The organism is Enterobacter sp. UPMP701 (assembly GCF_053709515.1).
This window is the reverse complement of the sequence record NZ_JBSKJN010000007.1, coordinates 91,785-113,259: the sequence shown is the minus strand read 5'-3', so window position 1 is coordinate 113,259 and position 21,475 is coordinate 91,785. Positions and strand designations below refer to the sequence as shown.

Annotated in this window: 20 protein-coding genes; 5 read left to right on the top strand and 15 right to left on the bottom strand. The window is 49.2% G+C overall.

Annotated elements, in window-relative coordinates; all coding sequences use genetic code 11:
* Positions 1-47: 47 nt before the first annotated feature.
* From ACWKXT_RS16050 to ACWKXT_RS16025, 6 genes are all read right to left on the bottom strand, one after another.
* Positions 48-1,244, bottom strand: a complete 1,197-nt coding sequence (locus ACWKXT_RS16050) for a DNA cytosine methyltransferase (protein ID WP_000643690.1) — start codon at positions 1,242-1,244, stop codon at positions 48-50.
* A 272-nt stretch (positions 1,245-1,516) separates the two neighbouring features.
* Positions 1,517-3,247 carry a hypothetical protein gene (locus ACWKXT_RS16045; protein WP_454532886.1) on the bottom strand — a complete coding sequence of 577 codons (1,731 nt, stop codon included), beginning with the start codon at positions 3,245-3,247 and terminating at the stop codon, positions 1,517-1,519.
* A gap of 206 nt (positions 3,248-3,453) precedes the next feature.
* Complete coding sequence (locus ACWKXT_RS16040; RefSeq protein ID WP_454532885.1) at positions 3,454-4,932, bottom strand: conjugal transfer protein TraG N-terminal domain-containing protein; 1,479 nt, start codon at positions 4,930-4,932, stop codon at positions 3,454-3,456.
* On the bottom strand, positions 4,929-5,186 hold the full coding sequence (locus ACWKXT_RS16035; protein WP_454532884.1) for a hypothetical protein: 258 nt from the start codon (positions 5,184-5,186) through the stop codon (positions 4,929-4,931). Before ACWKXT_RS16035 ends, ACWKXT_RS16040 begins: the two co-directional genes overlap by 4 nt.
* Positions 5,183-6,550 (bottom strand): integrating conjugative element protein, encoded by a 1,368-nt coding sequence (locus ACWKXT_RS16030; RefSeq protein ID WP_454532883.1) that lies wholly within the window; start codon positions 6,548-6,550, stop codon positions 5,183-5,185. The genes ACWKXT_RS16035 and ACWKXT_RS16030 overlap by 4 nt, the downstream gene beginning before the upstream one ends.
* A 2-nt stretch (positions 6,551-6,552) precedes the next feature.
* Positions 6,553-7,488 (bottom strand): TIGR03756 family integrating conjugative element protein, encoded by a 936-nt coding sequence (locus ACWKXT_RS16025; protein WP_454532882.1) that lies wholly within the window; start codon positions 7,486-7,488, stop codon positions 6,553-6,555.
* A 359-nt stretch (positions 7,489-7,847) separates the two neighbouring features.
* Between ACWKXT_RS16025 and ACWKXT_RS16020 the strand changes: the two genes are divergently transcribed.
* Together ACWKXT_RS16020 and ACWKXT_RS16015 are read left to right on the top strand one after the other, a co-directional pair.
* On the top strand, positions 7,848-9,095 hold the full coding sequence (locus ACWKXT_RS16020; protein ID WP_454532881.1) for a glycerophosphodiester phosphodiesterase family protein: 1,248 nt from the start codon (positions 7,848-7,850) through the stop codon (positions 9,093-9,095).
* A gap of 55 nt (positions 9,096-9,150) precedes the next feature.
* Entirely contained in the window at positions 9,151-9,519 is a 369-nt protein-coding gene (locus ACWKXT_RS16015; protein WP_454532880.1) for a hypothetical protein, read from the top strand.
* A 45-nt stretch (positions 9,520-9,564) separates the two neighbouring features.
* On the opposite strand, the gene ACWKXT_RS16010 is transcribed toward ACWKXT_RS16015, so the two are convergent.
* Complete coding sequence (locus tag ACWKXT_RS16010) at positions 9,565-10,419, bottom strand: endonuclease/exonuclease/phosphatase family protein (RefSeq protein ID WP_454532879.1); 855 nt, start codon at positions 10,417-10,419, stop codon at positions 9,565-9,567.
* 185 nt (positions 10,420-10,604) lie between these two features.
* On the bottom strand, positions 10,605-10,895 hold the full coding sequence (locus ACWKXT_RS16005) for a helix-turn-helix domain-containing protein (RefSeq protein WP_454532878.1): 291 nt from the start codon (positions 10,893-10,895) through the stop codon (positions 10,605-10,607).
* A gap of 109 nt (positions 10,896-11,004) precedes the next feature.
* Between ACWKXT_RS16005 and ACWKXT_RS16000 the strand changes: the two genes are divergently transcribed.
* From ACWKXT_RS16000 to ACWKXT_RS15990, 3 genes are all read left to right on the top strand, one after another.
* Positions 11,005-11,268, top strand: coding sequence for a helix-turn-helix domain-containing protein (locus tag ACWKXT_RS16000; RefSeq protein ID WP_454532877.1), 264 nt, complete (start codon positions 11,005-11,007; stop codon positions 11,266-11,268).
* A 39-nt stretch (positions 11,269-11,307) separates the two neighbouring features.
* Positions 11,308-11,529, top strand: a complete 222-nt coding sequence (locus tag ACWKXT_RS15995) for a helix-turn-helix domain-containing protein (RefSeq protein ID WP_001805387.1) — start codon at positions 11,308-11,310, stop codon at positions 11,527-11,529.
* 120 nt (positions 11,530-11,649) lie between these two features.
* A complete protein-coding gene (locus ACWKXT_RS15990; protein WP_454532876.1) occupies positions 11,650-12,945 on the top strand; it encodes a hypothetical protein in 1,296 nt (431 codons plus the stop codon).
* Between the two features lie 1,249 nt (positions 12,946-14,194).
* Here the strand turns inward: ACWKXT_RS15990 and ACWKXT_RS15985 are convergent.
* The 7 genes from ACWKXT_RS15985 to ACWKXT_RS15955 all read right to left on the bottom strand — a co-directional run bounded on the left by ACWKXT_RS15985 (position 14,195) and on the right by ACWKXT_RS15955 (position 21,472).
* Positions 14,195-15,211: an ATP-binding protein gene (locus ACWKXT_RS15985; protein WP_454532875.1), complete on the bottom strand. Its 1,017-nt coding sequence runs from the start codon at positions 15,209-15,211 to the stop codon at positions 14,195-14,197.
* Positions 15,212-15,333: 122 nt separating this feature from the next.
* On the bottom strand, positions 15,334-17,988 hold the full coding sequence (locus tag ACWKXT_RS15980) for a conjugative transfer ATPase (RefSeq protein WP_454532930.1): 2,655 nt from the start codon (positions 17,986-17,988) through the stop codon (positions 15,334-15,336).
* Positions 17,988-18,377, bottom strand: a complete 390-nt coding sequence (locus tag ACWKXT_RS15975) for a TIGR03751 family conjugal transfer lipoprotein (protein WP_454532874.1) — start codon at positions 18,375-18,377, stop codon at positions 17,988-17,990. The genes ACWKXT_RS15980 and ACWKXT_RS15975 overlap by 1 nt, the downstream gene beginning before the upstream one ends.
* Positions 18,377-19,714, bottom strand: coding sequence for a TIGR03752 family integrating conjugative element protein (locus ACWKXT_RS15970; protein ID WP_454532873.1), 1,338 nt, complete (start codon positions 19,712-19,714; stop codon positions 18,377-18,379). The genes ACWKXT_RS15975 and ACWKXT_RS15970 overlap by 1 nt, the downstream gene beginning before the upstream one ends.
* Positions 19,711-20,499, bottom strand: coding sequence for a TIGR03749 family integrating conjugative element protein (locus ACWKXT_RS15965; protein WP_454532872.1), 789 nt, complete (start codon positions 20,497-20,499; stop codon positions 19,711-19,713). The genes ACWKXT_RS15970 and ACWKXT_RS15965 overlap by 4 nt, the downstream gene beginning before the upstream one ends.
* Positions 20,496-21,122 carry a PFL_4703 family integrating conjugative element protein gene (locus tag ACWKXT_RS15960; RefSeq protein ID WP_454532871.1) on the bottom strand — a complete coding sequence of 209 codons (627 nt, stop codon included), beginning with the start codon at positions 21,120-21,122 and terminating at the stop codon, positions 20,496-20,498. Before ACWKXT_RS15960 ends, ACWKXT_RS15965 begins: the two co-directional genes overlap by 4 nt.
* Positions 21,119-21,472, bottom strand: a complete 354-nt coding sequence (locus ACWKXT_RS15955; RefSeq protein ID WP_454532870.1) for a TIGR03750 family conjugal transfer protein — start codon at positions 21,470-21,472, stop codon at positions 21,119-21,121. The genes ACWKXT_RS15960 and ACWKXT_RS15955 overlap by 4 nt, the downstream gene beginning before the upstream one ends.
* Positions 21,473-21,475 lie beyond the last annotated feature (3 nt).

Here is a 21,475-nt window from a genome sequence, read left to right as displayed (position 1 = left end):
TTGGTCCATTTAAGTTTCTAATTTTGATATTTTTCATACATTACACCTTATCTATTGGGTGCAATTATGTTAAGTAATGCATTTATTAATATTGTGCCTAACATAGGGGGAACTGCATTACCAATCTGTCTTGCTTGCTCTGTCGCATTACCCCAAAAAATATAGTCATCAGGGAACGTTTGCAATCTTGCCGCATGCCTTAAAGTGATGCCGTGATTTTCCCATGGATGAATGAATCTTCCCTTAGATGGATTGTTACACCCAGTTGTAATTGTATTGGCTGGGAGGTGAATCATTATGCGGCCATAAACATCTTTATGGCCTGCGTATCCATTGGAATGACATTTTAGCTCAAATTCTTTTCCTGCATCGCTTCTACTGCCATTGAGTTTTGTGGCTCTGAAACGCTCTTCCATACGCTCAGTTGGTATCATATGTATGTTGCATGGATCTTTTTCGCTTATGGGTGCGTCTTGATATTCTAGGTTTTCAAGTAGCTCTTGTGCTTCATCAATTGAGTAAGAAGTATGTTTAAGAAAGTATTCAGATATATATCTTTGAATTAAGTTATCATTCATCTTCTCAAAAACAGAGGATGCGGTTCTCCACGTATTTTTTGAATTGTTTTTTACTTCATTAGAATTAGGGTTGAAATGAGTAGCTTGAGGTGGAAACTCAATATTATTTCTTTTTTTTAAAATGTCATTTCTGACACCTGCAATGAAAACTCGTTTGCGATTTTGCGGAACACCATAATCACGAGCATTTAATACATCGCAATGAATTAAAGTATAACCATTTTTGGAAGCCAAAAACTTAAAACGTTTCAAATGGGCTTCATGTCTCTTCCATAACAAACCGGAGACATTTTCTACCAAAAAAGCTTTTGGTTTAAATTCACAAACAAAATCGAAATACCTTAAAAGTAATTTATTTCTAGGATCATCAACACCAGCATCATTAATTCGATGACTGGAAAAACCTTGGCACGGAGGTCCACCAAGTATCATATCAAGCTCGCCTTTCTTGAGCTTTATTTTTTTTCTTAACTTTTTTGGGCCTACGAGTAAAATATCTTCCTGTAAAAGTTCGGTCTTATGCTCAAGCCTTTCTAACATATTTTTTCTGTAGGTGTTTGCAGCCGCGCTATCGAATTCTATAGCAGCAACAACATCTATAGCGCCTGTATTGTGGGCGGATAAACTAAACCCTCCAGCCCCCGCAAATAAGTCAATTGCCTTCATATAAGTCCAAAAGTAACTCCTAAATCTTGATATTTTACTCTTTTTTTTTAGAAATGCAACAAGCAAATATTATATATGACGAAAATAGACGTTATTATTATCTTTAGCGTAGTCCTAACAAGGGGTATCTTTCATGTCTTTATAGTATGCAAGTGTAAAAAATAAACGGTTTATTGGTTGTGATAATGAATATAATATTTAATTTTTATTAAAACAATTAATTTTAAAATACCCTCCTTTAAGAGGGTATTTTAAAAAATGGAGTATTAGATTTATCTTTCCTGCTCTAAACTGAAAGTTAAATTTTTTATCATCCATTTCGATGTAGGCTCATGAAGATATTCAATGTTAGCTTCCTGATTTAAAGTTTTTAATTTGAGGATTAAAGATGAAATACTATCTTTTCTTTTCCCCTTATCATCGTCGATAAGTTGAATGGCATAAATAAACTGCGCCCAGTTACAATACGCTGTATCTTCATCTGATAGCTCTTTGAGTGGATAGGCATAATGTTTTGTTATGAATAATTTATATATTGTTAATTTTGGTACATGTTTTGTTATTTGCAACGATTTTCTTAGTTCTATTTCGGTTATGCTGTTTAACCAATTGTTCATCGAAGTAAGCCAATCCGACGCTTGTTTTTTTAATCTAGTGGTTCGAACATGTTTTGCATGTAGATCAGCACCATAAAGTTCTTGATGTTTTAATTGACAAAGAAAAACTATTCCTGTGCTTTTTTCGACAACAACTAAGTCTATATCAGTTAATGTTTTACCATTCTCTTTTATCTTTATATTTTCTTGGTATTGTAAATTACTGAAACTTTCGTTCAAAACACCTTTTATTGCTCTTTGTAATACTTGTTCTCGTGATTGTTGCTGCTTAGCATAATCCTTACTAAAATGAAACCTTAAGGAGTCATGAAGATATTGTAATGGTGAGCTATATCTTGCTGTAATACAGAAGAAGAAACTTTCATCAGAGCTTTGAATCAGCATCGGTAGCTCTGCTCCAGGGTTGTCTAATAACTTTATGTTTCTTCTGCCATAAGAAATTACTTCAAAAATTTTACGTGCATCGTTTAATTCAAGCTGAGTATATCCTTTTAGCGACGATCCAAAGTAATTAATTGCATCACACATGCTTTCTATAAATTCGTCTGTATTTGTTGAAACTGTTAGAATATTCTCTAATTTTATTGTGGTATGTTTTATTGTGAGTTTTTCTGAAAATCTTAAATGTTTTTCAATTACCGACATTATAAATCCGATAGCTAATTTATATTTTTGAAACTCTATCCCTCCAAATTTTACGGAGTAGTGAAAAGTGTCAAATCCATCTTGATTGAAAAGCTCTGAATAGGTGAGCCCAAAAAAGAATTCATCTAGAATAGGTGCGGATTCGTACCCTATAAAATAAGTGTCATATGGATAAACTAAATCAAACAACTTATTGTCAACATCTACTTTGAATTCTTCCATGAATTTTGATTTATAAATTCTGATGAGATTTTCTCTGTATTGATCTTTATAATGATTAGATATGTGCTTTTCATGGCTTTCTTCATCAACAAGTATTGATGGTATGGTTATTTTAAACTCATTTCCCCCTATTTTTTCTATTTTAGTGTGGCCGGAATAAACTGACTGCGAAATTCTCCTTCCATGTTCGATCATTCCTAAGCCTCTTACAATATTATGTGTCTCAGCGCTTATTTCAGAGCTTTGTAGAAACATTATAGCAGGGGCTTCAAACGAGGTTCGTGCTTCAAGGGCTAATTTAATTAATCGAGAGACGCCCAGTTTAAATATATAATAATATTCTTCCTGACTAAATGTCGCGTTGTATTCACTATGATTTTTATAATGCATTAAATTTAGTTCGTTTACAGCTGAACGTAATATCATACCTAGCCGATCATCTTTTAAAAGCTGAGTAAATGGCTTTTCTTGTTCATTTAGAGACTTGAAAAATTCTTTCAATATATTATTATCTGACATTGTAAAACCTCTAAAAATATAATGTGCAGTTCATTATAATTAATTTATTGTCGTTTTAACAATGTCTTTTTATATGTTGAGTCTGAATGTTTTCTGTTTTGATATAGTGAAGCTGTATTTTTTGAAATTATAATTATGTATAGGCTTGAAATGTGTCATTGTATGCGAACTGTAAACCATATTAATACTTTTGGCTGAGGACTGCTTTATGTTATTTTCCCCCATACCTTCCCCCCACTATCCTGCGCCACCTTAACCCCACCCGCCAGTGCCCCATTCACCGCCACGCCAACCCTCACTCCTGCCCAGGTCATAGCGCCTAGCCAGAACGTGGGCAGCACCAGAAACATCGACCCCATCACCAGATTGATAATCACGTCATCCTGCGTATTCTGTATCCCGGCCAGATTCCAGCTACTGTGGGTATCGCTGTTGTAGAGCAAATCCAGAAGCCAGCTATCGAGCCACCGCGCCAGCTCCCACCAGAACGTCAGGAAAAACAGCGCAAACTGCACAAACGTCAGCGTCATCACCGCCTTCACGTCCCACGCCGAACACAACGTTATCAGCGGAATACAAATCACCAGCGCCATTTGCAGCAACGCCTGTACCATTGGTAGAGCCTGACGCACACTGTCAAATGCCGGGAAGGCCACCGCACTACCGATGATGTTCCCAGCAGTGGAGGCTAACCGCGTGGCGGCGTTGGTGAGCGTACCATCGACATTGCCGCCGTAGCCGGGGTAAACGCGTCCATCCTGCGATACCTGCATATTGCGTTCGCTGACCAGTGAGCGCAGTACAGCCTCTTCATACACTGCCTGTGGCTGGCCGATTTTCTTGAATGCTGTCCAGATATCCGGAGCCGGGAGTTGTAGTAGACGGGCTTTCAGCCCAACAGTATCGTCGGCCCACCACTGTTTGCAGGTAGGGTAGCCGCCCGCGCCCGTATCGGCCAGCCCGGCATCGCGTGATGCACCGTACGGCCAGGCACTGTGTGGTGAAAGCGCATGGTCGGTATCGTAGTAACCAGCCGTGTTGAGAAAATACGATGATCCCAGCCAGGCGGTATCATCACTGGTGTCATCGTCCAGCTCTCCGGCGCGGAATTTCAGACGGGCGCGGGAAGGGGCATAACACTCCTCGACGAAATCTCGCAATTCCTGAGCCAGAGACGGATCCTTAATCCGGGTATGCTGCACCTTAAAGCGGATCTGACGCAGGTCAGGCTGGCAGGGCAGGGTAGCAACCGTTGCGCTAGTGATGCCTTTGCTGATCACATGAATAAAGTACCACCAGACCGGGACAGCGGCGGTTTTACCGCCCAGCGAGTTTATAATCGGCTGATAGCCGGTGTCGGCGGGCTGCGGCACCGACATACCGCACTGCTTTGAGCGCGTGGTGTCATATTTGATGGTATCGAGGTCGATGTTCAACATTGGCACGCAGGTGAACATAATCACCAGCAGCGAGGTGTACATCAGGTGCTCGGTCCATACCAGGGACAGCGCGGCTTTGTTGCCCTCATCCGCTCCCTGACTTCTGGCCTGTAGCCACAGCGCCAGCAGCTTAATCAGTAGCGGCAGGGCGAATAATCCGGTGGCGCTAATCGCATTCCACAACCCGTTATTGACCATCCAGCCGAGCAGCGTCAGAAAGTATTCCAGGTAGCTGTTGGTCGTCACCGGAACACCTCCGGCACGATTTCGTTGAGTACAATCAGTACGATAAATATCAGCGCGATACGGCGGATTGCCGGACGATGTGGTGGCAAGCGGTCATACAGATGCCAGCCCACACCACAAATCACACTGTACAGTATTATGCGCCAGGGCAGCAGGTCGCTGCGGTTAATCTGCGGTGTATTGTCAGCAGCCAGATAAAACATCACTGCTATGCAGACCAGAAGCAGGGTGCCGGAGAGCATCAGCCGTTTCATTGCGTCTCTCCACCTGTAGGCTTACTGAGACCGTCCACCCGTTTATCGGTGTCGTCCTCTACGCCGACGGCCTGGCCTTTGGTCTTCACCCGCATGGTCTTGCGTTCAAGGATGGTCAGTGCGGCGTTATCCGCCAGCGCCTGGCGCATGTCCAGTTCCAGTTTAAGCTGCGACAGTTCCTGGTCGAGCTGGGCGGTGGTCTGGGTCAGCGCGGTTTGCGCCTCTTTCTCACCGGAGATATTGGGTTCGCGCATTCCTGCAAGCAGCGTGCGCCGTGCCATCAGTGCCTGTTCCATCACGCGGGAGAGCGCCAGTTCGCCGGAGAGCCGCTGGATAAGTACCGCTGCATCAGGATCGTCGCGTAGCGCCTCGATAACGCCGCGCGTCAGATGCAGTTCGCCACCGCTGGCCTGCGCCAGCGTGTCATCGTTAATGGGCTGGCTGCGGTTCACCATATCGATAATCAGCGGCTGGATCTTATCCTGTTCTTCCTGAATCAGTGGCGTCAGCCCGACGCCGGATTGTGCGCCGCTTTGCTGGCTCGTATCGCCGGATTGATCGTTATCCGGGGCGACGTTAATGGTCTGCTCCCCAACCACCCGCGTCAGCCATTGCGCTGCGTCGTCGGGTTTGCTCCATACCTGGCAAAGTTCACCCTGACAGTCGTTGCTGGATACCGAACTGGTGTTGGTCGCGCTGCGATTGTTGAGGATGTTGTAGCCTGCGACCGTTGTATCGCGTACCAGTTTGATGGGCGGTTGGCCTTTACCGCCGCGATGTTCGCCACCAACCCAGCGTTTGCCTTTCTCTGCCGCTTCGTCGGCAGCTCTCTGGTCGGCGCGAACGGCGTCTTTTTCGCTGGCCGCAATGCCCTGATAGTTCTCCGCCTGGGCGCTCTGCGTCCAAGCCGGACCGAGCGCATAATCGGTCATCTTGCCTGCCATTTTCTGACAGCTTAGCAGTGATTTATCGAAGTCGAGCCGTCCCTGAAGTACGCCGTTGGTTAGCAGATCGTAGAGCTGAGGATTGGCTCGCTGGATCACCATCGCAGGCAAGCTGGCGACCGCACTGGTCGCGCTTTCGATAACCTCGCCCATCAGTTGCTGGAAGCCGTCCGTCACGCCGTTGAGTTGGTTACGCACCGTGGTATCGATATCGAAATTGCCGCACATCATATCGCTGTTCCAGCTTACGCCTGCCGTTAGCGGGAAGGTGTTACGCCGGGTTGGCGGTGGAGAGATGGCCGCACCGCCGCCGATGCGATAATACATCCAGTCGCTGATCGCCCCCTGTTGCTTATATTGATATTTGTCGGCTGCCGGAGCGAGAAAGGCGACGAACAGAAGACACCAGGCTGAGCGCATCGTTAACCTCCGCTGCTGCCGAGAAAGGTCTGCCCACGGCGTGGGCAGCATTTATAGGGCCGCCACAGCGTCCAGACATACGCGCCATCTTCCGCTAGTTTATCGGCGTAAGAATCGGTGGAGGAGCCATCCGGGAAGATGGCGCAGGCGGCGGATTTTTTTGGAACCAGCATCTGCCAATGATGGTTACTGCTGTCGCCTTCCGTAACAGGGTCTGGAGGCCAGTAGCCGTCATGTGAACTGGCAGCCAGCGGAATATAAACATGCGGCTGACCATTGCGCGTTACCAGATCGGCAGTGCGTTGGGCTATGACCGCTCCGGCCTTATAGTCATGCGTCTGGCTGAGCGCCCCGGCTCGCGGGTAGATGTTGCCCCACATATCGCCGTCTTTACTCACCTCACGGAGTCCTGGCGTTAACGCCTCCGGGTAAAACATTTCCGGTACGCCGCTGCGCCAGGCGAGTGCATCCAGGGTGCTGAGAAAGTAGGGGAGAAAAGGTTGTGACGACGGGGCGCAGACGTAGCCGAAATGAGTGAAGAAGTTCGCCAAAGCATCACTGGCAGGGAAGCCAATCGCATCAGCGTTTTTAAACCGGACTTTGCTGTGCTGCCCAACAGAGCGGGGATTAGTATCGCCACCGGCTTCGGCGATACCGGGAAGCGGCGGGCTAAGTAGCGACATCTCGGCCCACGGGTTTTGCCCGGTCTCGCTGTAGGCTGATACCACCAGGTCCGGGCGAAAATGGCGTACTTTCACCGATGTACGTACCGAGCAACCAAATGGCGAACAGAACAACCAGTAGCAGACGCCCACGATCTGGTACTGCACGCATTCCGGTGACAGCACGGAGGCGGCGATTTCTGGTGTGGTGATGGTCTGAGCAGGGCTGTTTCCACACAGCAATAGCAAGAATAAAAATGAACGTCGCCTGAACATACTTCCTCCACCGTACGCTGAATATGTCGTTGTACCGTAGGGAAAGCACCGCATTCAGTAGTTAATTCAATATGCAGAGAAAAAATTTAATATGACCGTCCATATATGGAAAGGGCATGATTCACTGGGTGAATGATTTGTTTTTTGTTTCAACTGTAATAGACGTTAACTGATCGCGTAATAATAGGTATTCATTTGACAGAGTGACATTAGCTGACACGGATGCATACAAATACTGTAGTGATATTATATTGTTTGAGATATTCGTCTCAGATATTCCTGTGTTTTGTATCTACAAGTACCATTGCAAAGTTGTAGAAATTATCTCCTTTTAGTAGCTGCCTCAGGAGGGCACAGCTATGAAAATTTCTACCCTGTTTTTATCAGTATTATTTTCTTTTTACCCGCCGTTGATATGGTGTTCCTATCCGATTAAATATGATCCACCGCATGTGATTGCGACGATGAGAGATGTAACACAATCAACTCCTGTGGTATCTGTTCATCGGGGAAGTTGGGAGCCGTGGTTTCCGGAAAATTCAGAGGTCGCTTTTATTCGGGCTAACATTGATGGAACGGCAGTTATTGAAACCGATGTCCGGTTGACCAAAGATAATATTCCGGTTTTATTTCATGATGCAGGGCTGGGACGCTTAACCAATATCTATGCTTATGCACCATCAGGGCAAAAACGTTTTAACCCATTTACAGGGGAGGGTTACAACCCAAAGATCACTGAAGTCAATTATGATGTTGTCAAAAAATTATATCTTTTAAGTGTTCCCGGAGGTCGATGGACAAGATATCGGATGCTCAGTGTAAAAGATTTCTACGACTTTTATTACAATAATTATCTTAATCTCACCGTTTTTCTGGAGATAAAAGATCCAAAGTCAGTACCGTTACTGATTAAAGCACTCAATGAAGATACCAGAGATTACTATCATGGACAAGGCAATGGCGTACAGCTCCATGCCCGGGATTTTACGATTTTTAAATTTAATGTAAATTATTTCCCGTTCTACAGTGACTGGCAGAAAATATTTCAGGAACAGCAGGTTCCTTGCTGTTACAATTCAATGCCATCTTACAAATCGAATACCTATAAGGATTTCGCTCAGAAAGGTATCGATATGACCCAGTCTGTAAATAGCTGGATGGCGCCGGAAAACACAACCCTGTCAGGTATTGAAATTGGATTGAAAACCAGTGGGGGGATATTGCAGGACCTCTATGAACAGGTATCTGGAAAAGCTGTCACCGGTATCTTTAATGCTGTTCCAGATTTACTTCTGGCAAATCCTTCCATTAAGCCGAAAACAGCGGTAGAAGACATTTATGATGATTCTATCTATGTAAAAGCAAATTACGCGTTTTATGACGGGACAACAGGCCGCTGTTGCTATCGCCTCGGAGATTTACTTTCTACATGGGAAGATAAGAAGGACGGTAAGGATGAACGGGGTAATCCTGCGTATGTGGTTGGCGATAATCCGGCTATGCCGAAATTCCGGATTGTTACGTCGGATAAACCCGATGACATGATTAATGAGTTCAATGCTAAAGGATTTAAAACTGATTCTGAGGATTTCGGTTCGGTTAACTGAATAAATGTTTTGCCTGTCTATCTTAATACATTGTTTGAATGACATGGAGAATGATATGAATAAGTTGAAAATGCTCATGATTATTTCATTGTTTCCTTTTACTGCGTTAGCAAATGTTGGCGCCAGTGATTTATCATCACAATGCAGTGCCACCGGAAAGAAAACAACGATGATTTCTGATGCCGCAATAGATAAGTATGTTTCCAGTGTAATATACAAAGGTAATGTTAAAGCAGAAAATGTTAGTATGAGAATTAATGGGACCTATTATCAGGTTATCATACACGAGCACAGTGATTGGGCAGAATATCCCGGCGATGGGACCGATATCGCGAAAGTTGCCTTCACTGCTTATACTTTAGGTAAGAAAGTCAGTGCCTGTGTCGAAACCAGCACTGGTTTCTTATTTGGCCTGTCTTTTTAGCGTATTAAACCCCGATGCCTGCAACATCGGGGTTTAATCGGCGAATCAGAGATGCGTCAATTGAAGTCGAACTACTAGCGGCAGATGGTCGGATAATTGTCCCCAAAGTATGTTTCCCCTGTTTCCTGCAACACTGCTTTCCACAGTCCACTGCTGAGCAGTAGAGGTTAATATATAATCTATCCGGCGATTTGGGTTCCATGAGGGATAAGTGAAATCACCTTCGGTTGGTAAGGTATCATTCATCTGGTAGCGCAGTTCCCGGTATTCTGGAGATGCCGGGACAAGATTTAAATCGCCCATCAGAACCGGAATGGCATTTTTTCCGGTCTTGTCTACCAGCGCCATCAGCTCACGGATCTGTTTAAGACGCAGCGTGTTATCCCGCTCCTGATCCGGGTGCGTGATGATGACCGCCAGCGGCGCAGGCATACCGGGTACCGTGATGTAATTTACGCAGGCGGTTCGCTGTTCCCTGCCCTCAATGTTGCTGAGTTTAACCTGTTCCGTTTTGTCTATTTTCCAGCGCGAGAGCAGCGCCGTGCCGTACTTGCCGCCGTCGAAGTCAATGGAAGGACATTCGGCGTAATGCATTTTTCCTGCTTTAGCGAGCATTTCCGCCTGGTTTACGGGTTTCACCGTCCCGGCATTTCTGGCGGAACGTTGCGTATTAAAATCCACTTCCTGCAAGGCGATGATATCGCTTTGCAGAGCAGGAATGGCATCCGCCAGACGGGAAGTTTGATTGAGTCGAGACGCCATAATATTCCAGGTGGCAAAGGTCATCTCAGGCGCTGATGCGACCGGTTTTTCAGCCAGATAGTTGTGTGCTCTGGCAGGTACAGACAGGATGGTAAGAAGTGTTAGGAACAGCAGATATATCGGATTTCTTTTTATCATAATCAAGATCCCCTGTGTCAGATACGACAGAATATTAATGCGGCATCGGTATACCTCGGTCATTAAGTGATGCCGCTGTTTTTACCGCATTCGTGTTTCCTGCATTCAAGGTGTTACCATCTCTGATGGTTCTGATTTCATGACTTAACCCGACGATGAGAAATCAGTTCCCGGACAGCAAGGCGTTAATATTTATCCCCCGTCAGAAATACAGAGGCGCAACTGGACATTCCGGGTATGGGTTGTCTTGGCAGACGGAAATCCTCCTGCCCGGCATAACGGGTCGGCCAGATCGTAGCCGGATGAACGTGGAGCGCCTGAGCAATCAGCCACTCGCCTTTCGGCCAGGGACGTGAAAGCGCATTCGCTAGGGTGGAGGACGCCAGCCCCGCTTCCCGCGAGACCGCTGCCATACTGGTGCCGCGCTTATGCAGGGCGGCGATGATGTCGGCTGGGTGCCAGTCTTGTTTAGTCACTCCTGTTACCTCGTATGTGGATTATGAGTCACATCCGTGTATGCTAGCACGCTTTTTATGTGACTTATAGTCCGTGGAATAATAGGCAACAAAGATTGATGCTGGTCCTATGGAAAAGACCGGATCAATCAAAAAAATGCTGGGCAACCGAATCAGGGAACTTCGTCGAGAGACGGGGCTGTCTCAGGAGGACTTTGCCGATAAATGCGGTATTGATCGTTCATACATGAGTGGAATTGAGCGCGGAGTACGAAATCCTACACTTGAAATTTTGTGGGCAATATCGGGTGGTCTGGATTTAGATCTTAGCGATCTGTTTATGTTTGGAACAAGTACCAAAGAAGATATAGAAACCACTACTTGTGACTCATAGTCCGTGGTCTGATAGGCATCTACACGTCATCTTTTCTGGATGAAAAATTCATCCAGTATTCAAGCTCTTTTTGGAGCGCACCTTAAAAAGCTCAGGTTACAATCAGGCTTATCTCAGGAAGCATTTGCTGACAAGTGTGGCCTCGATCGTACGTATGTAAGTGGGATTGAAAGAGGGGTCAGAAATCCTACTCTTGAAGTGATCAGTGTCCTTGCGGCAGGGCTAGAGATTGAAATTAGTAAGCTTTTTGAGTTTAGCTAATTAATATTATAGGTCATTTAATGATTCCTTTTCTTAGGAAACATACTGCCAAAAAGTGACTTAACTCAATCAATTGCCAGTTAGATTCTTTGATAATGTCTCCCGCGAAGGGAGAATGTCATGTCAGAAAGTCTGCAAACTAATGCCACTCAAACGTTACCTGATGACAGGGAAGAGCTGTATCTCCTTGTCTGGCGCGAGCCAGCGGAGAAAATCACATCTCTCTATAGCATCAGCAAAGAGCAATTGGCAAAACGATGCGCTGAATTACGGATACCGAGACCGCTTACTGGTTACTGGAAAGCACTGGCGAAAGGAATAGCACCGGCGGTACCAGCATTGCCTGATTTGAAAAAAGGCAAAACAACAAAAATTCCGAAGGAAGCTGGCGTAACTGCACCGTCACCCACCGTCGCATCACTAAAGCCAGTACCTTCAGCAGCGAGAAAGCAAGCCACTATTACAGGTAACGGCTATGCGTTAATCAATGACCTCAAAACGTATCTCCCGAAATCCAGTGTGACTGAAGATGGTTACTACAAGCCTGCGAAAAAGAAGCTCCTGGATCTCAATGTTTCGGATACGGGGTTTGATAGCGCAATAGATTTCTTGAGCCGGTTCTTTGACGCTCTGGGGAAACAGGGCTATCGAGTAACACTGGATGTTCCTGGAGAACGGTTTCATCGTGCGGATATTGATATCAAGGAAGATCCAAAGGGAGAAGGGTATCGCTGGGACAATTTATGGCGACCTTATACGCCGAGTATCATTTGCATGGGTGGCATGTATTTTGCGTTCAACTTAGCCGAAATGACGGAATATGTTCCGGCGAAGAAAGTCAAAAATCGCTATGTGCGTGACGAGCAAATGGGGCGGTGGATGCGCGGAAAAAACAGTATTCCTTTTCATCATATTTCGAAGCATACGTTGCCTACCGGACGCTTCCTTTTGCAGCTCTATTCGCCTTATGAGTCAGCTGACTGGCGAGTGCAGTTCCGGCAGACAAAACAATGTGGCCTGATTAGCCAGATCCCAAAGATGATTGCAGTGATGCAGGAAACAATACCTGTCATTACCAGACAGCTAGAAGAAGCTCGAATCAAAGCCGAGGAACGGCGAATTAAATACGAGCGGGAACATGCTATCTGGCTCGAAAAGGAGCGTATCCGTCGAGAAGAAGAAGCACACAAAGCCAGTATTAATGAGCTGAAAGCGATTATGACCCAGTGGGCTGAAGACAAACGTATGGAACAGTTCTTCCGCGAAGCAGAACTAGATGCAGCTGGTCTTGATGAGCAGCAGAGGGTACAGATTATGGAACGCCTACGACTGGCCCGCCAGTTCTTGTCAGAGGATACAGCGGTTGAGCGATTGCTGAAGTGGGAAACGCCACAGGAGCTGTTGAGTATAAGGTAGCAACATTTGGTTGTTGGGGATGTTCTTCTCGATATTTACGGAGGTTATAGGTGGAGCTAAGTAAAGAGGGCTATCCGAAAAGACTATTGGTAAGGGCTGTTTGGGATTGTTGACATGAGTTAGCTGAGCAGCTTGGAAGAGCTCCTGCTCGATAGGAGTTTATGGTGGAGATTTGCGCCGCGAGCCGAACAGAAAAGGTATTAGCAAGCACTCGCACCAGTGGGGGGAATGGATGCGCCACCATGGTTTTAATAATGATGCATCTTTGAATAGTAACAACATACCTGATGAATATCTGGAGCCACAGCGCCTTCGGGTGGTATATGCTGTAGAAGTCCTCGGGGAGTCTCCCGTTGCTGAAATAGTCAAAGGGATAATGGCGAGCAATGCCCCACTTAAAAATCCGAAATAGAATAACAACTCCAGGCATTGACCGTAAATCATAATCAGCGGTGGTTTCATCGTGGTGTGAGAAAAACATGCTGAGCAATAGAAACCATCCGATGGACAGACTCTACCGCTCAGGTTTTGGTAGGAATACGCGCTATGTTATATACATACCTGAAATATACGGTGTCAGGGATATATCTGAAGATGGAAAAACGCCGGTTCTAATTTCTGAGCCTAGGTCCGCTGACCTGTTGATATTGAAACTGAGAAATGAATACGAGCTTGCAAATAATATTCCTAATGATGAAACTTATCGTGATGCTAGAGTTAGGATGATGTGTAAAACTATTGTACGCGAGGGACAACCTGCTTTCAGACGGCATCTTTTACGTGTATATGAAGGTCAATATGCTGTCACAGAGTGTGCTATTCCTGAATTGTTGGAAGCTGCGTACCTTCGACCTTATGCAGGTTCCTGGCATTCCCGGGCGTGCTATGATTGTTACTGAGAACTGAAATCCATACTCTGTTCGACAAAGGCCTATTATGTATAGATAATAATTATGGAGTATGCCTTGCTCCAGTAATTATGCATTCGGAATATAATGCTTTGCAAGACAAGTCTCTTCGTCTACCAGTTTCGTTTACAGATTGACTGCTGAGGGAAAATATTATTTGGCATTGAAAGCTCTATATGGAAAGGATTGAATCTCTCAACCGAGATAATATATTTTGAATGTAACATTGTCCACCTTTGAACGATCTGGTAGGTGGTTTTATAAATGTTAACCATAGTGCTTTGCATTATATATTAATAGGTTCTATCCTTAGTGTTTATGGATGATATCATAACTGTTTCTCATGGGGCATTTTTGTTGCGATGAATAATATAATCCTGCAACGCATTACCTTGTAATTTCTTTTTACAACCATTTAAACGAACCCAAGTATCTCCTGAAGTGTTAAAATATAGTTTTCGGGAGTTGGATTTAGGTATGCTAACCTCTAATACAAAGCCCTCCTTGACATTTGATACTGTATGGAAAAATACACCTATTTGCGTTGGGTCTATCGGTGGTTCGATTGTGTTTATTTTTGAATTAATGGTTTTTCTAATTTTGTCTTTTAACTCAAGTGATAATGATAAACTTTTCACAATTCCATTGTCGCAAATACCCCAGAATATGCTACCTCCTTCGCTGTTTAAAAATGCCAGAATATATTCGTCTACATGTCTTTGAATTGAATTAAGGGGGTTTTTTTCTTTTATTTCTTTAAATTCAGTGTGTAAGTCTTCTTCAAGGGAACATTTTTCGTCGTTAACAAAGTTATATTCTCTATGAGGTGAGTGGATAAGAAGTGATTTATCCTTTAGCAAGGTGTTGTTGGCAGTTTTATGTGCGCTAGAGAAATCATCTATACATTGTGAAATTTTTTCCGTGATGTCTCCAGAGCTTATAAAAAAATCCAAACTAAAAACAGTAAGGGTATTAGCGTCAGAATAGCTGGGTTTGTAAAATTTTTTTATGGGAGGAATCAAACCATAGATGGATGATTCTAATAGTTGTATATATTCGTCGAAAGAAAAAGGATTATTCCAAGAATTGAGGTCAACATAGTCACTCATCAGTCGGATATTTATTCCATTTTTTGAATTATCTAACGAAATGGCTGATAAAGAAGGATAGACACATTGGAGATTACCAATATAAAAACTTATATCAGTAGGGATATCTTCCACTTTTGTGCCAGTAAACATAGGTATGAAATCTTTACCTGTAAATTGCAATTTCCGCCCTCTCGGGCTTTCTTCTATCTTATTACCATCATAGAAAAGAGTAACTTTTTCTTTAGAGCATTCAAAAACTATAGTCAATCTCAGCTCCTTGTGAATCCATCGACTGATAAATATTAAAGTCAGTAAAATAATACTAAAATTGCAATACTTCAATGTGAATTTGGGGTTGTGAATTGTGCTAGACAAATATCTAGTACTGCTTATCCATTGACAAAACACCTTTCCGCCACCCTCATCGCCGCCTCCAGCTCACTACACCCAAACTCCCGCACAATCCGCATGCGCTCTGCCTTTTCATGCTTCTCCGTCATCCCTAGCGCCAGCCACAATGCTGGGGATACTACGCGGAACAGCGCCTCAAGACGCGGCGAAAGCACTACGCCTTCGGTATATTTCCCCGGCGCTTTAGTCGCGCTGAGCAGGAGCTGGCGCTGTTCCGGCGTCAGGGATTTAAAGCGGCTGACCTGTTCCACCTCCTCAGGCGGCATCACCAGTAGCTCCCACCACTCGATCATATTGAGCAGTTTTTTCGCATCGTCCGGAAAGTCGCTCAAGTTCTGTGTTGCCAGCCAAAGCCAGATCCCCAGCTTGCGCCACATCTTCGAGCCTTTGGTCAGAAACCGCGCCAGCAGCGGGTTGACGGTGATGATATGCGCCTCGTCGGTAATATTGACGATGGGCCGTGCCAGGTGCTGGTCGCGCTCGCCGAGATTGTTGATATGGTTAATCAGCGAGATATAGGCAATCGCCAGTTGTGCTTCGTACCCTTCGCGGGCAAACATCGCCAGATCCACCAGGGTGATATCCGCCTCCGGCCACGCTTCGCCTTCGCGGTTGAACAGTTCGCCTTCAAACCCGGAACAGAACAGATTCATCGCTTCGCCCATCTCCCACAGCCGGTTACGGCGGGATTCCGGTAGCGCTGCATCCTGTGCCAGCGCAAACAGCGCGTCGCGGATATCCTGCGTCAGCGTCTGTCTTTGCTCACGGGCGGTGAGCCGGGCGGCATGGAGAATAGCTTCGCGAATTAATGCCCGATCGGAGCGGGTGAGGCGGGCATCCTCTTTTAGTTCGCCACCGGTGATCATCAGTCGGGCCGTGATTTCCATTTCGCCCAGCAGATCGCGCTGTTCGTTGTCGGCATCCTCGTGATCGTCGTCATCTGGTTCTGCTGAAGGTGCATCGCTTTCTGCAAGCTTCCACGCATCGGCAAACAGCGGCAGCGTGATGCCGGAGCCGGGTTTCAGGCTGATTTTATTCACCGTCAGGCCATGTTCGCGGGCATAGTCAGCCATCAGCCCGAACGAGTTACCCGCCTCAACGATAAACAGTCGTGGGCGGTGCAGTGCCATCAATTGCGCGATTTTGGCGTTCAGGGTCGCGGATTTGCCCGCGCCGGTCGGGCCGAGTAGCAGCAGGTGGCCGTTCTGGGCGCGGTCCTCGCGGTTGAGCGGGTCCCAGCACAGCATCCCGCCTCCCCGGTTGAAGTAGCTGACGCCAGGATGCCCGGTGCCGCTCTCGCGGCCAAACAGCGGCAACAGGTTGGCGAGGTGTTGCACGAAGCTGAAGCGGGTGTAGAGCTGACGCTTATCCCGCGCCGGGTCGAAGCACATCGGCAGCCAGCGCAGCCACGAACTGAGCGGGGCGAGTTCGTCGTTCTCCTGTACCGGAACCATACCCGCGTTCAGTAGCAAGCTGTTCAGGCTGCGCACGCGCCGGGTCAGTTCGCCGTTATCCGGAGCGGAAAGATAAAACGCCAGCGCGCTGCGGTAGAGTTTGTGGCCGTCCTTCAGCCAGTGGCGCACCTCCTGACAGTCTTTTTTGGTGTACTCCGATTCGACGTTCTCGCCGATGGCGCGGTCGCTGAGGCGGCTTAAATGTTCCTCCAGCCGATCCTGCGGCCAGACGACGATGGTCAGCGCCATAATCACCCCTTCCGGCAGCAGGTCGAACAGCGCGTTAATACCGTCGCCGCGTGCGGATTCTCCGGTCATATGGCCGACGGTGGGCGGTTTGCGCAGCCTGTCCAGCACGATGACCTTATGTGGGCGCTGGTCGAACAGCCATGTGCCCTGCGCGGCCTGCGAGCGGGGTTCACTGCACAGCAGGCTCTCGGCAAAGTCGTGCAGATCCGGCTTGTCATCCTGCTGCGCCATCTGTTGCCAGAACTGCCGGGGTGAGTCGGCCATCTGCGGGGCGGGATTAAACCAGCGCAGCAGCCAGTGGCGAATGGCTTCGCATTCCAGCCTGCGGGCGTGAATACCCGCGCCCGCCAGTGCGGAGACCATTCGCTCACAAATGGTGTTCAGCGCCTCTTCCGGGGAATCTTCCAGCGGATCGCGGGATTTATTGGGTAACCAGCGGTAGACCACCATTCGGGTGTGACGCTGCTGAGCACGCCAGCGGGTATGGCTGACGGCATCATCCAGGAAGTAGCCTTCCGGGCGGGAAACCGCGTGCAGATGGCGCTCCATCTCGTTCAGCCAGGCTCGGGTAAAGTCGGAATCCTTCGCCTCTGGTACGGCGTAGTCATGCAGCGCGGCCAGCCAGCTTGCGGTGTCGTCCTCATCCTGACAGTAAAACTGCACCACCCACGGATGGCGGTCGTATTCCGTGAAACTGTCCTGAAGCGCGTCTTTCAGGATATCGCGCAGTTCTTCCAGCCTTGCCGGAGAGCGGCCCTCGGTGCCGAACGGCGTGATGTCATACACCGCGCCGACCGAGCGCCCGTCATCCAGCAGCAGCGTTTTGCTTTCCGGCTGATACTCAACCCACGGCAGAAAATCGACGAACGACGCGCCTTTCTGGTACAGGCTGTCCACCGTCCGTTCGGTTAGCGTGCCGCTACGCATCATCACAGTGGATCGGTCCGCTCGCCGGGTAGGGCGTACTGCACCCGGTTATAGAAGGGGAAGACGGTGGTGTAGCCCGGCACCGGAACGCCTTCACTGCCTGCCAGATGGGGAAAGATATACATCTCCAGATCCGGGTTCGGCAGTCGCCGGAACAACGCCTGTGTGGCATTGCCATCGCTGCGTGCGACCTGCTGCTGTTGCGCGGCCAGCGTGGCGTCATCCAGCGGGTGGCGCAGAACCGATCGTGCGTCGTACAGCGCCTGCGCATCGTTATTCTGTTTGCCCCAGATGTTCAGCATGGTGGTGTTTTCTTCCACCGGCAGCAGTGTTTTCTGGTCGGTGCTACAGGCGCTCAGAAGCAGCGATAACAGCAAAATCAGAATACGCATCAGTCCAGATCTCCAGTACGTTCGCCCGCCGTGCGGTAGTACACCCGCCGTCCGTCAGGCTCGTAGTCGATGGCGAGCTGGCGGGTGATATGGATGGCAACTGCCTGGCCGGGCGGTACGTAGATGGCGTCGAACATCTGGCCGTAGCGCTGCTTAAACCAGTCGGCGCTCTCCTTCAGGCCGCCGCCCAGCGCCTGACCGAGTACGTACTGCCCGCTGTCGCCCGTCAGCGCGGTAGTGATGGAACCATCCTCCACAGTGGAGGTGGTCTGGTTGTTCGCCAGCGCCTGCGCGGCGGCGGACGAGCCGGCCAGCAGGAACTGCGAGCCGATATATTCGGCGGCGTTGGATTTGCGTTCGCCGGGGATGCAGGGCAGGCCGTGAGGGTCGGACAGCCAGCCGATATTGCTTTCCGTGCCGCTTCCGGTTTTGTCGCCTTCGGCGGGGAGCGTGCGTACCGTACCGTCGCGAAAGACAAAGGTGATTGACGTTAAGCTGCCGCGCACGCACGAGAGCGTCCAGTCGCCAGTGGCACTGCCGGAGATCACTGCGCCTTCAATATCGGGCAGTTCGATGCCGTTGGCGGTGAGGTTATCGCGGCCAATCAGCACTTTGAACGGGTAAGGGTCAGTGACGCTGCCGTTAAGCGGAATGCGCCCCAGCAGCGCGGTCATCGCCACTGAGCCGATTAATGTGCTGTTCTGCGGCAGGGTATAGACCGGTTTGACGGCGGCGGGCGGTGGTGTTTCAGGCTGTGGTGAGGTGTTCTGCATCGTGGAAGGAAAGGCCAGCGCTGGTTGCAGCGGACGACCGTTTTTATCCGTTGGCAGGGTATCGGCGGGCGCTATCCAGCGCAGTGGTTCGCCGGAAGCCGTTTCCGGTTCATCAATGCCCAGCCCGGCCAGCGAGTCGTCCGCTGTTCTGTTGCCTTTAAGCTGCTGGATCTGTGTCTGTAATGAACTGAGCAATTCGTTTTGCTGCTGCGAGGTGTTGGTCTGCTGGCGGTTAATAGCCTCGTTGATGCGGCTGTCGGTGTTCTGCTCGCGTTCACGCAGGCGCTGATTTTCCTGCAACAGCGCGGCATTGCTGGCCTTTACCGTTTCCAGTTCCTTGCGCCAGAGTTTCATCTGCCCGACCAGCGTGGCGACGGTATCGGCGGGCGTGTCGCCCTCAATCCCCAGCGCTTTCAACTCGTCGTGACTGAGGGACGTTGCAGGCGCAGAGGATTTTGACGGGGTGGTTTTGCGATCCTGACAGGCATGAAACAGCAGGACGCTGCCCGCCAGCAAGATGAGCGGCGTCAGAACCCGCAGCAGGATATTGGCCTGGAGCTTCATTTCTTCTTCTCCGGCACAGGCTCCGGCAGGATCGCCTGTTCAGGGCGCTGATTGCGGGTGATGAGATAGAGTACGGTGGTGTCTTCGGCGCTGCCCGCAGGCCCTAGCCAGCGATGCTGGAAGGAGGCGGCGTAAAACTGCCCCTGAAGCTGGCGCGGATCGAGTTCCAGTCGGGTGGCACTTTTATTCTGCAGCCGGATCGCCGCCAGGTGGTAAGGATCCAGTTGCCAGCCGCCGATCGGTATGGTGCTGACGGGAAGGGCAGGCAGCAGAGTGGTGATGGTTTTTGCCAGCCGCACGCCTTCGGGCTGAACGCCGGGCAAAGGCTCTACGGTGCGTAACGGGGCATATAGCATCTGCGCGGCATAGCGGGTGAGTGCCACCGGAAGCGGCGTAGACGATGAGGGGCCCGGAGCTGCATTGGGTTTCGCGTCAGTCGTCTTTTTCTCTTCGCGGACAATGCGTATCGGCTCCCGGATGTGCTCACCCTTGCTGGCTGAGACGTCCAGCAAAATCAGCTCGCCGTTCCCTGTGTCCTGAAGCTGTAGCCGGGTGGCGGCAAATGGCTGACTGGCAAGCAGGTACAGCGTGCCGTTGCTGCTCTGAATGCGCAGCTTGCCTTCCAGTGCGGCGGGATAGCCCACGCGGACATTACGATCGACAAAGACGACCCGCTCCTGCCCGATGTTCAGCGCCACTGGCAGTGGGATACGCTCCCACTTCACCAGTTCGACAGCGTGCAGGGGCAGGGCAACCAGCAGGATCAGCAGCGGGCGGACATTCATGGTTTAGCCGCCTCCAGCTTCTGCGGTGGCGATGAGAAGCAGTCCAGCGCCAGCCCCCACGGATTTTTCTGCTGATCGATGTTATAACGCAGTACTTTGATGGGATAACGGACCATCGCCCTTTTGACGGGTTCGGAGTGGAAATACTCATCGACGGTCAGATCCAGCGTCACAATCCAGTTGTCACGGTCGAGGATCTGCACCCGCTTGTCGTTGAACCCCCGACCAGGGATTTCATAAACGCCGCGCACCCGGTCACGTAGTTCGCTGTTTTGCAGGCGCTGGTGAAATTCCCGGTCAATCTGGCTGTAGCAGCCGGGGGTAAGATAGGCCCGTAGGGCGCTGAGGTTGCGGGGATAATCGACCTCGCCGTTGGTCGGCCAGCGGTTGATCTGCTGAAACACCGAAAACGCGAAGGCGTACACCGTGGCAGGCGGCACTTCCCACCACGGACGCTGGCTGGCGGCACGGAGATCCGGTGGCAGGTAAACCGTGAGCTGTCGTGGGGCGCTGTACCAGCCGAATCCCATGCCTGATGCCAGCAGGAATAACGCAAACAGCGCAATATGCAGAGTGCGGATATGCGCATCCCGCGCGGCCAGCGCGTGCTTAAAGGCGCTCATCGTTGGCTCCGGCGAATGGCCCAGACGCCATCGTGCAGGACAAAACGCTGAGTGCCGATACCGAAACGGGCCAGTTTTAGCTCCAGCGCCCGGTACAGCCAGCTCTCCGGGCGTCCGCGCTTCAGCCGCGCCAGCCAGCGTCCGCCGCAGAGGATCGCCAGTGCACCGCCGGGCAGGGCGCTACCGGGGATAAGACTCCAGTTTCGCCATAGTACTGCTGGAATGACTCCAGCAATTGCGCTAGTAGCCAGCCCGACCAGCAGCGCTATCAGCAGCTCACTGACCGTCAGACCGCGAAACACCGCAGGCTCTCGGTTCAGCCGTTCCGGAAGAAAGGGAATGGTGCTCATGGC

Excerpts from the sequence above, each read along its gene's own strand:
- ACWKXT_RS16050 (WP_000643690.1), bottom strand. The coding sequence starts at position 1,244 with ATGAAGGCAATTGACTTATTTGCGGGGGCTGGAGGGTTTAGTTTATCC.
- ACWKXT_RS16045 (WP_454532886.1), bottom strand. The coding sequence starts at position 3,247 with ATGTCAGATAATAATATATTGAAAGAATTTTTCAAGTCTCTAAATGAA.
- ACWKXT_RS16035 (WP_454532884.1), bottom strand. The coding sequence starts at position 5,186 with ATGAAACGGCTGATGCTCTCCGGCACCCTGCTTCTGGTCTGCATAGCA.
- ACWKXT_RS16030 (WP_454532883.1), bottom strand. The coding sequence starts at position 6,550 with ATGCGCTCAGCCTGGTGTCTTCTGTTCGTCGCCTTTCTCGCTCCGGCA.
- ACWKXT_RS16025 (WP_454532882.1), bottom strand. The coding sequence starts at position 7,488 with ATGTTCAGGCGACGTTCATTTTTATTCTTGCTATTGCTGTGTGGAAAC.
- ACWKXT_RS16020 (WP_454532881.1), top strand. The coding sequence starts at position 7,848 with ATGAAAATTTCTACCCTGTTTTTATCAGTATTATTTTCTTTTTACCCG.
- ACWKXT_RS16015 (WP_454532880.1), top strand. The coding sequence starts at position 9,151 with ATGAATAAGTTGAAAATGCTCATGATTATTTCATTGTTTCCTTTTACT.
- ACWKXT_RS16010 (WP_454532879.1), bottom strand. The coding sequence starts at position 10,419 with ATGATAAAAAGAAATCCGATATATCTGCTGTTCCTAACACTTCTTACC.
- ACWKXT_RS16000 (WP_454532877.1), top strand. The coding sequence starts at position 11,005 with ATGGAAAAGACCGGATCAATCAAAAAAATGCTGGGCAACCGAATCAGG.
- ACWKXT_RS15995 (WP_001805387.1), top strand. The coding sequence starts at position 11,308 with ATGAAAAATTCATCCAGTATTCAAGCTCTTTTTGGAGCGCACCTTAAA.
- ACWKXT_RS15990 (WP_454532876.1), top strand. The coding sequence starts at position 11,650 with ATGTCAGAAAGTCTGCAAACTAATGCCACTCAAACGTTACCTGATGAC.
- ACWKXT_RS15980 (WP_454532930.1), bottom strand. The coding sequence starts at position 17,988 with ATGATGCGTAGCGGCACGCTAACCGAACGGACGGTGGACAGCCTGTAC.
- ACWKXT_RS15975 (WP_454532874.1), bottom strand. The coding sequence starts at position 18,377 with ATGCGTATTCTGATTTTGCTGTTATCGCTGCTTCTGAGCGCCTGTAGC.
- ACWKXT_RS15970 (WP_454532873.1), bottom strand. The coding sequence starts at position 19,714 with ATGAAGCTCCAGGCCAATATCCTGCTGCGGGTTCTGACGCCGCTCATC.
- ACWKXT_RS15965 (WP_454532872.1), bottom strand. The coding sequence starts at position 20,499 with ATGAATGTCCGCCCGCTGCTGATCCTGCTGGTTGCCCTGCCCCTGCAC.
- ACWKXT_RS15960 (WP_454532871.1), bottom strand. The coding sequence starts at position 21,122 with ATGAGCGCCTTTAAGCACGCGCTGGCCGCGCGGGATGCGCATATCCGC.
- ACWKXT_RS15955 (WP_454532870.1), bottom strand. The coding sequence starts at position 21,472 with ATGAGCACCATTCCCTTTCTTCCGGAACGGCTGAACCGAGAGCCTGCG.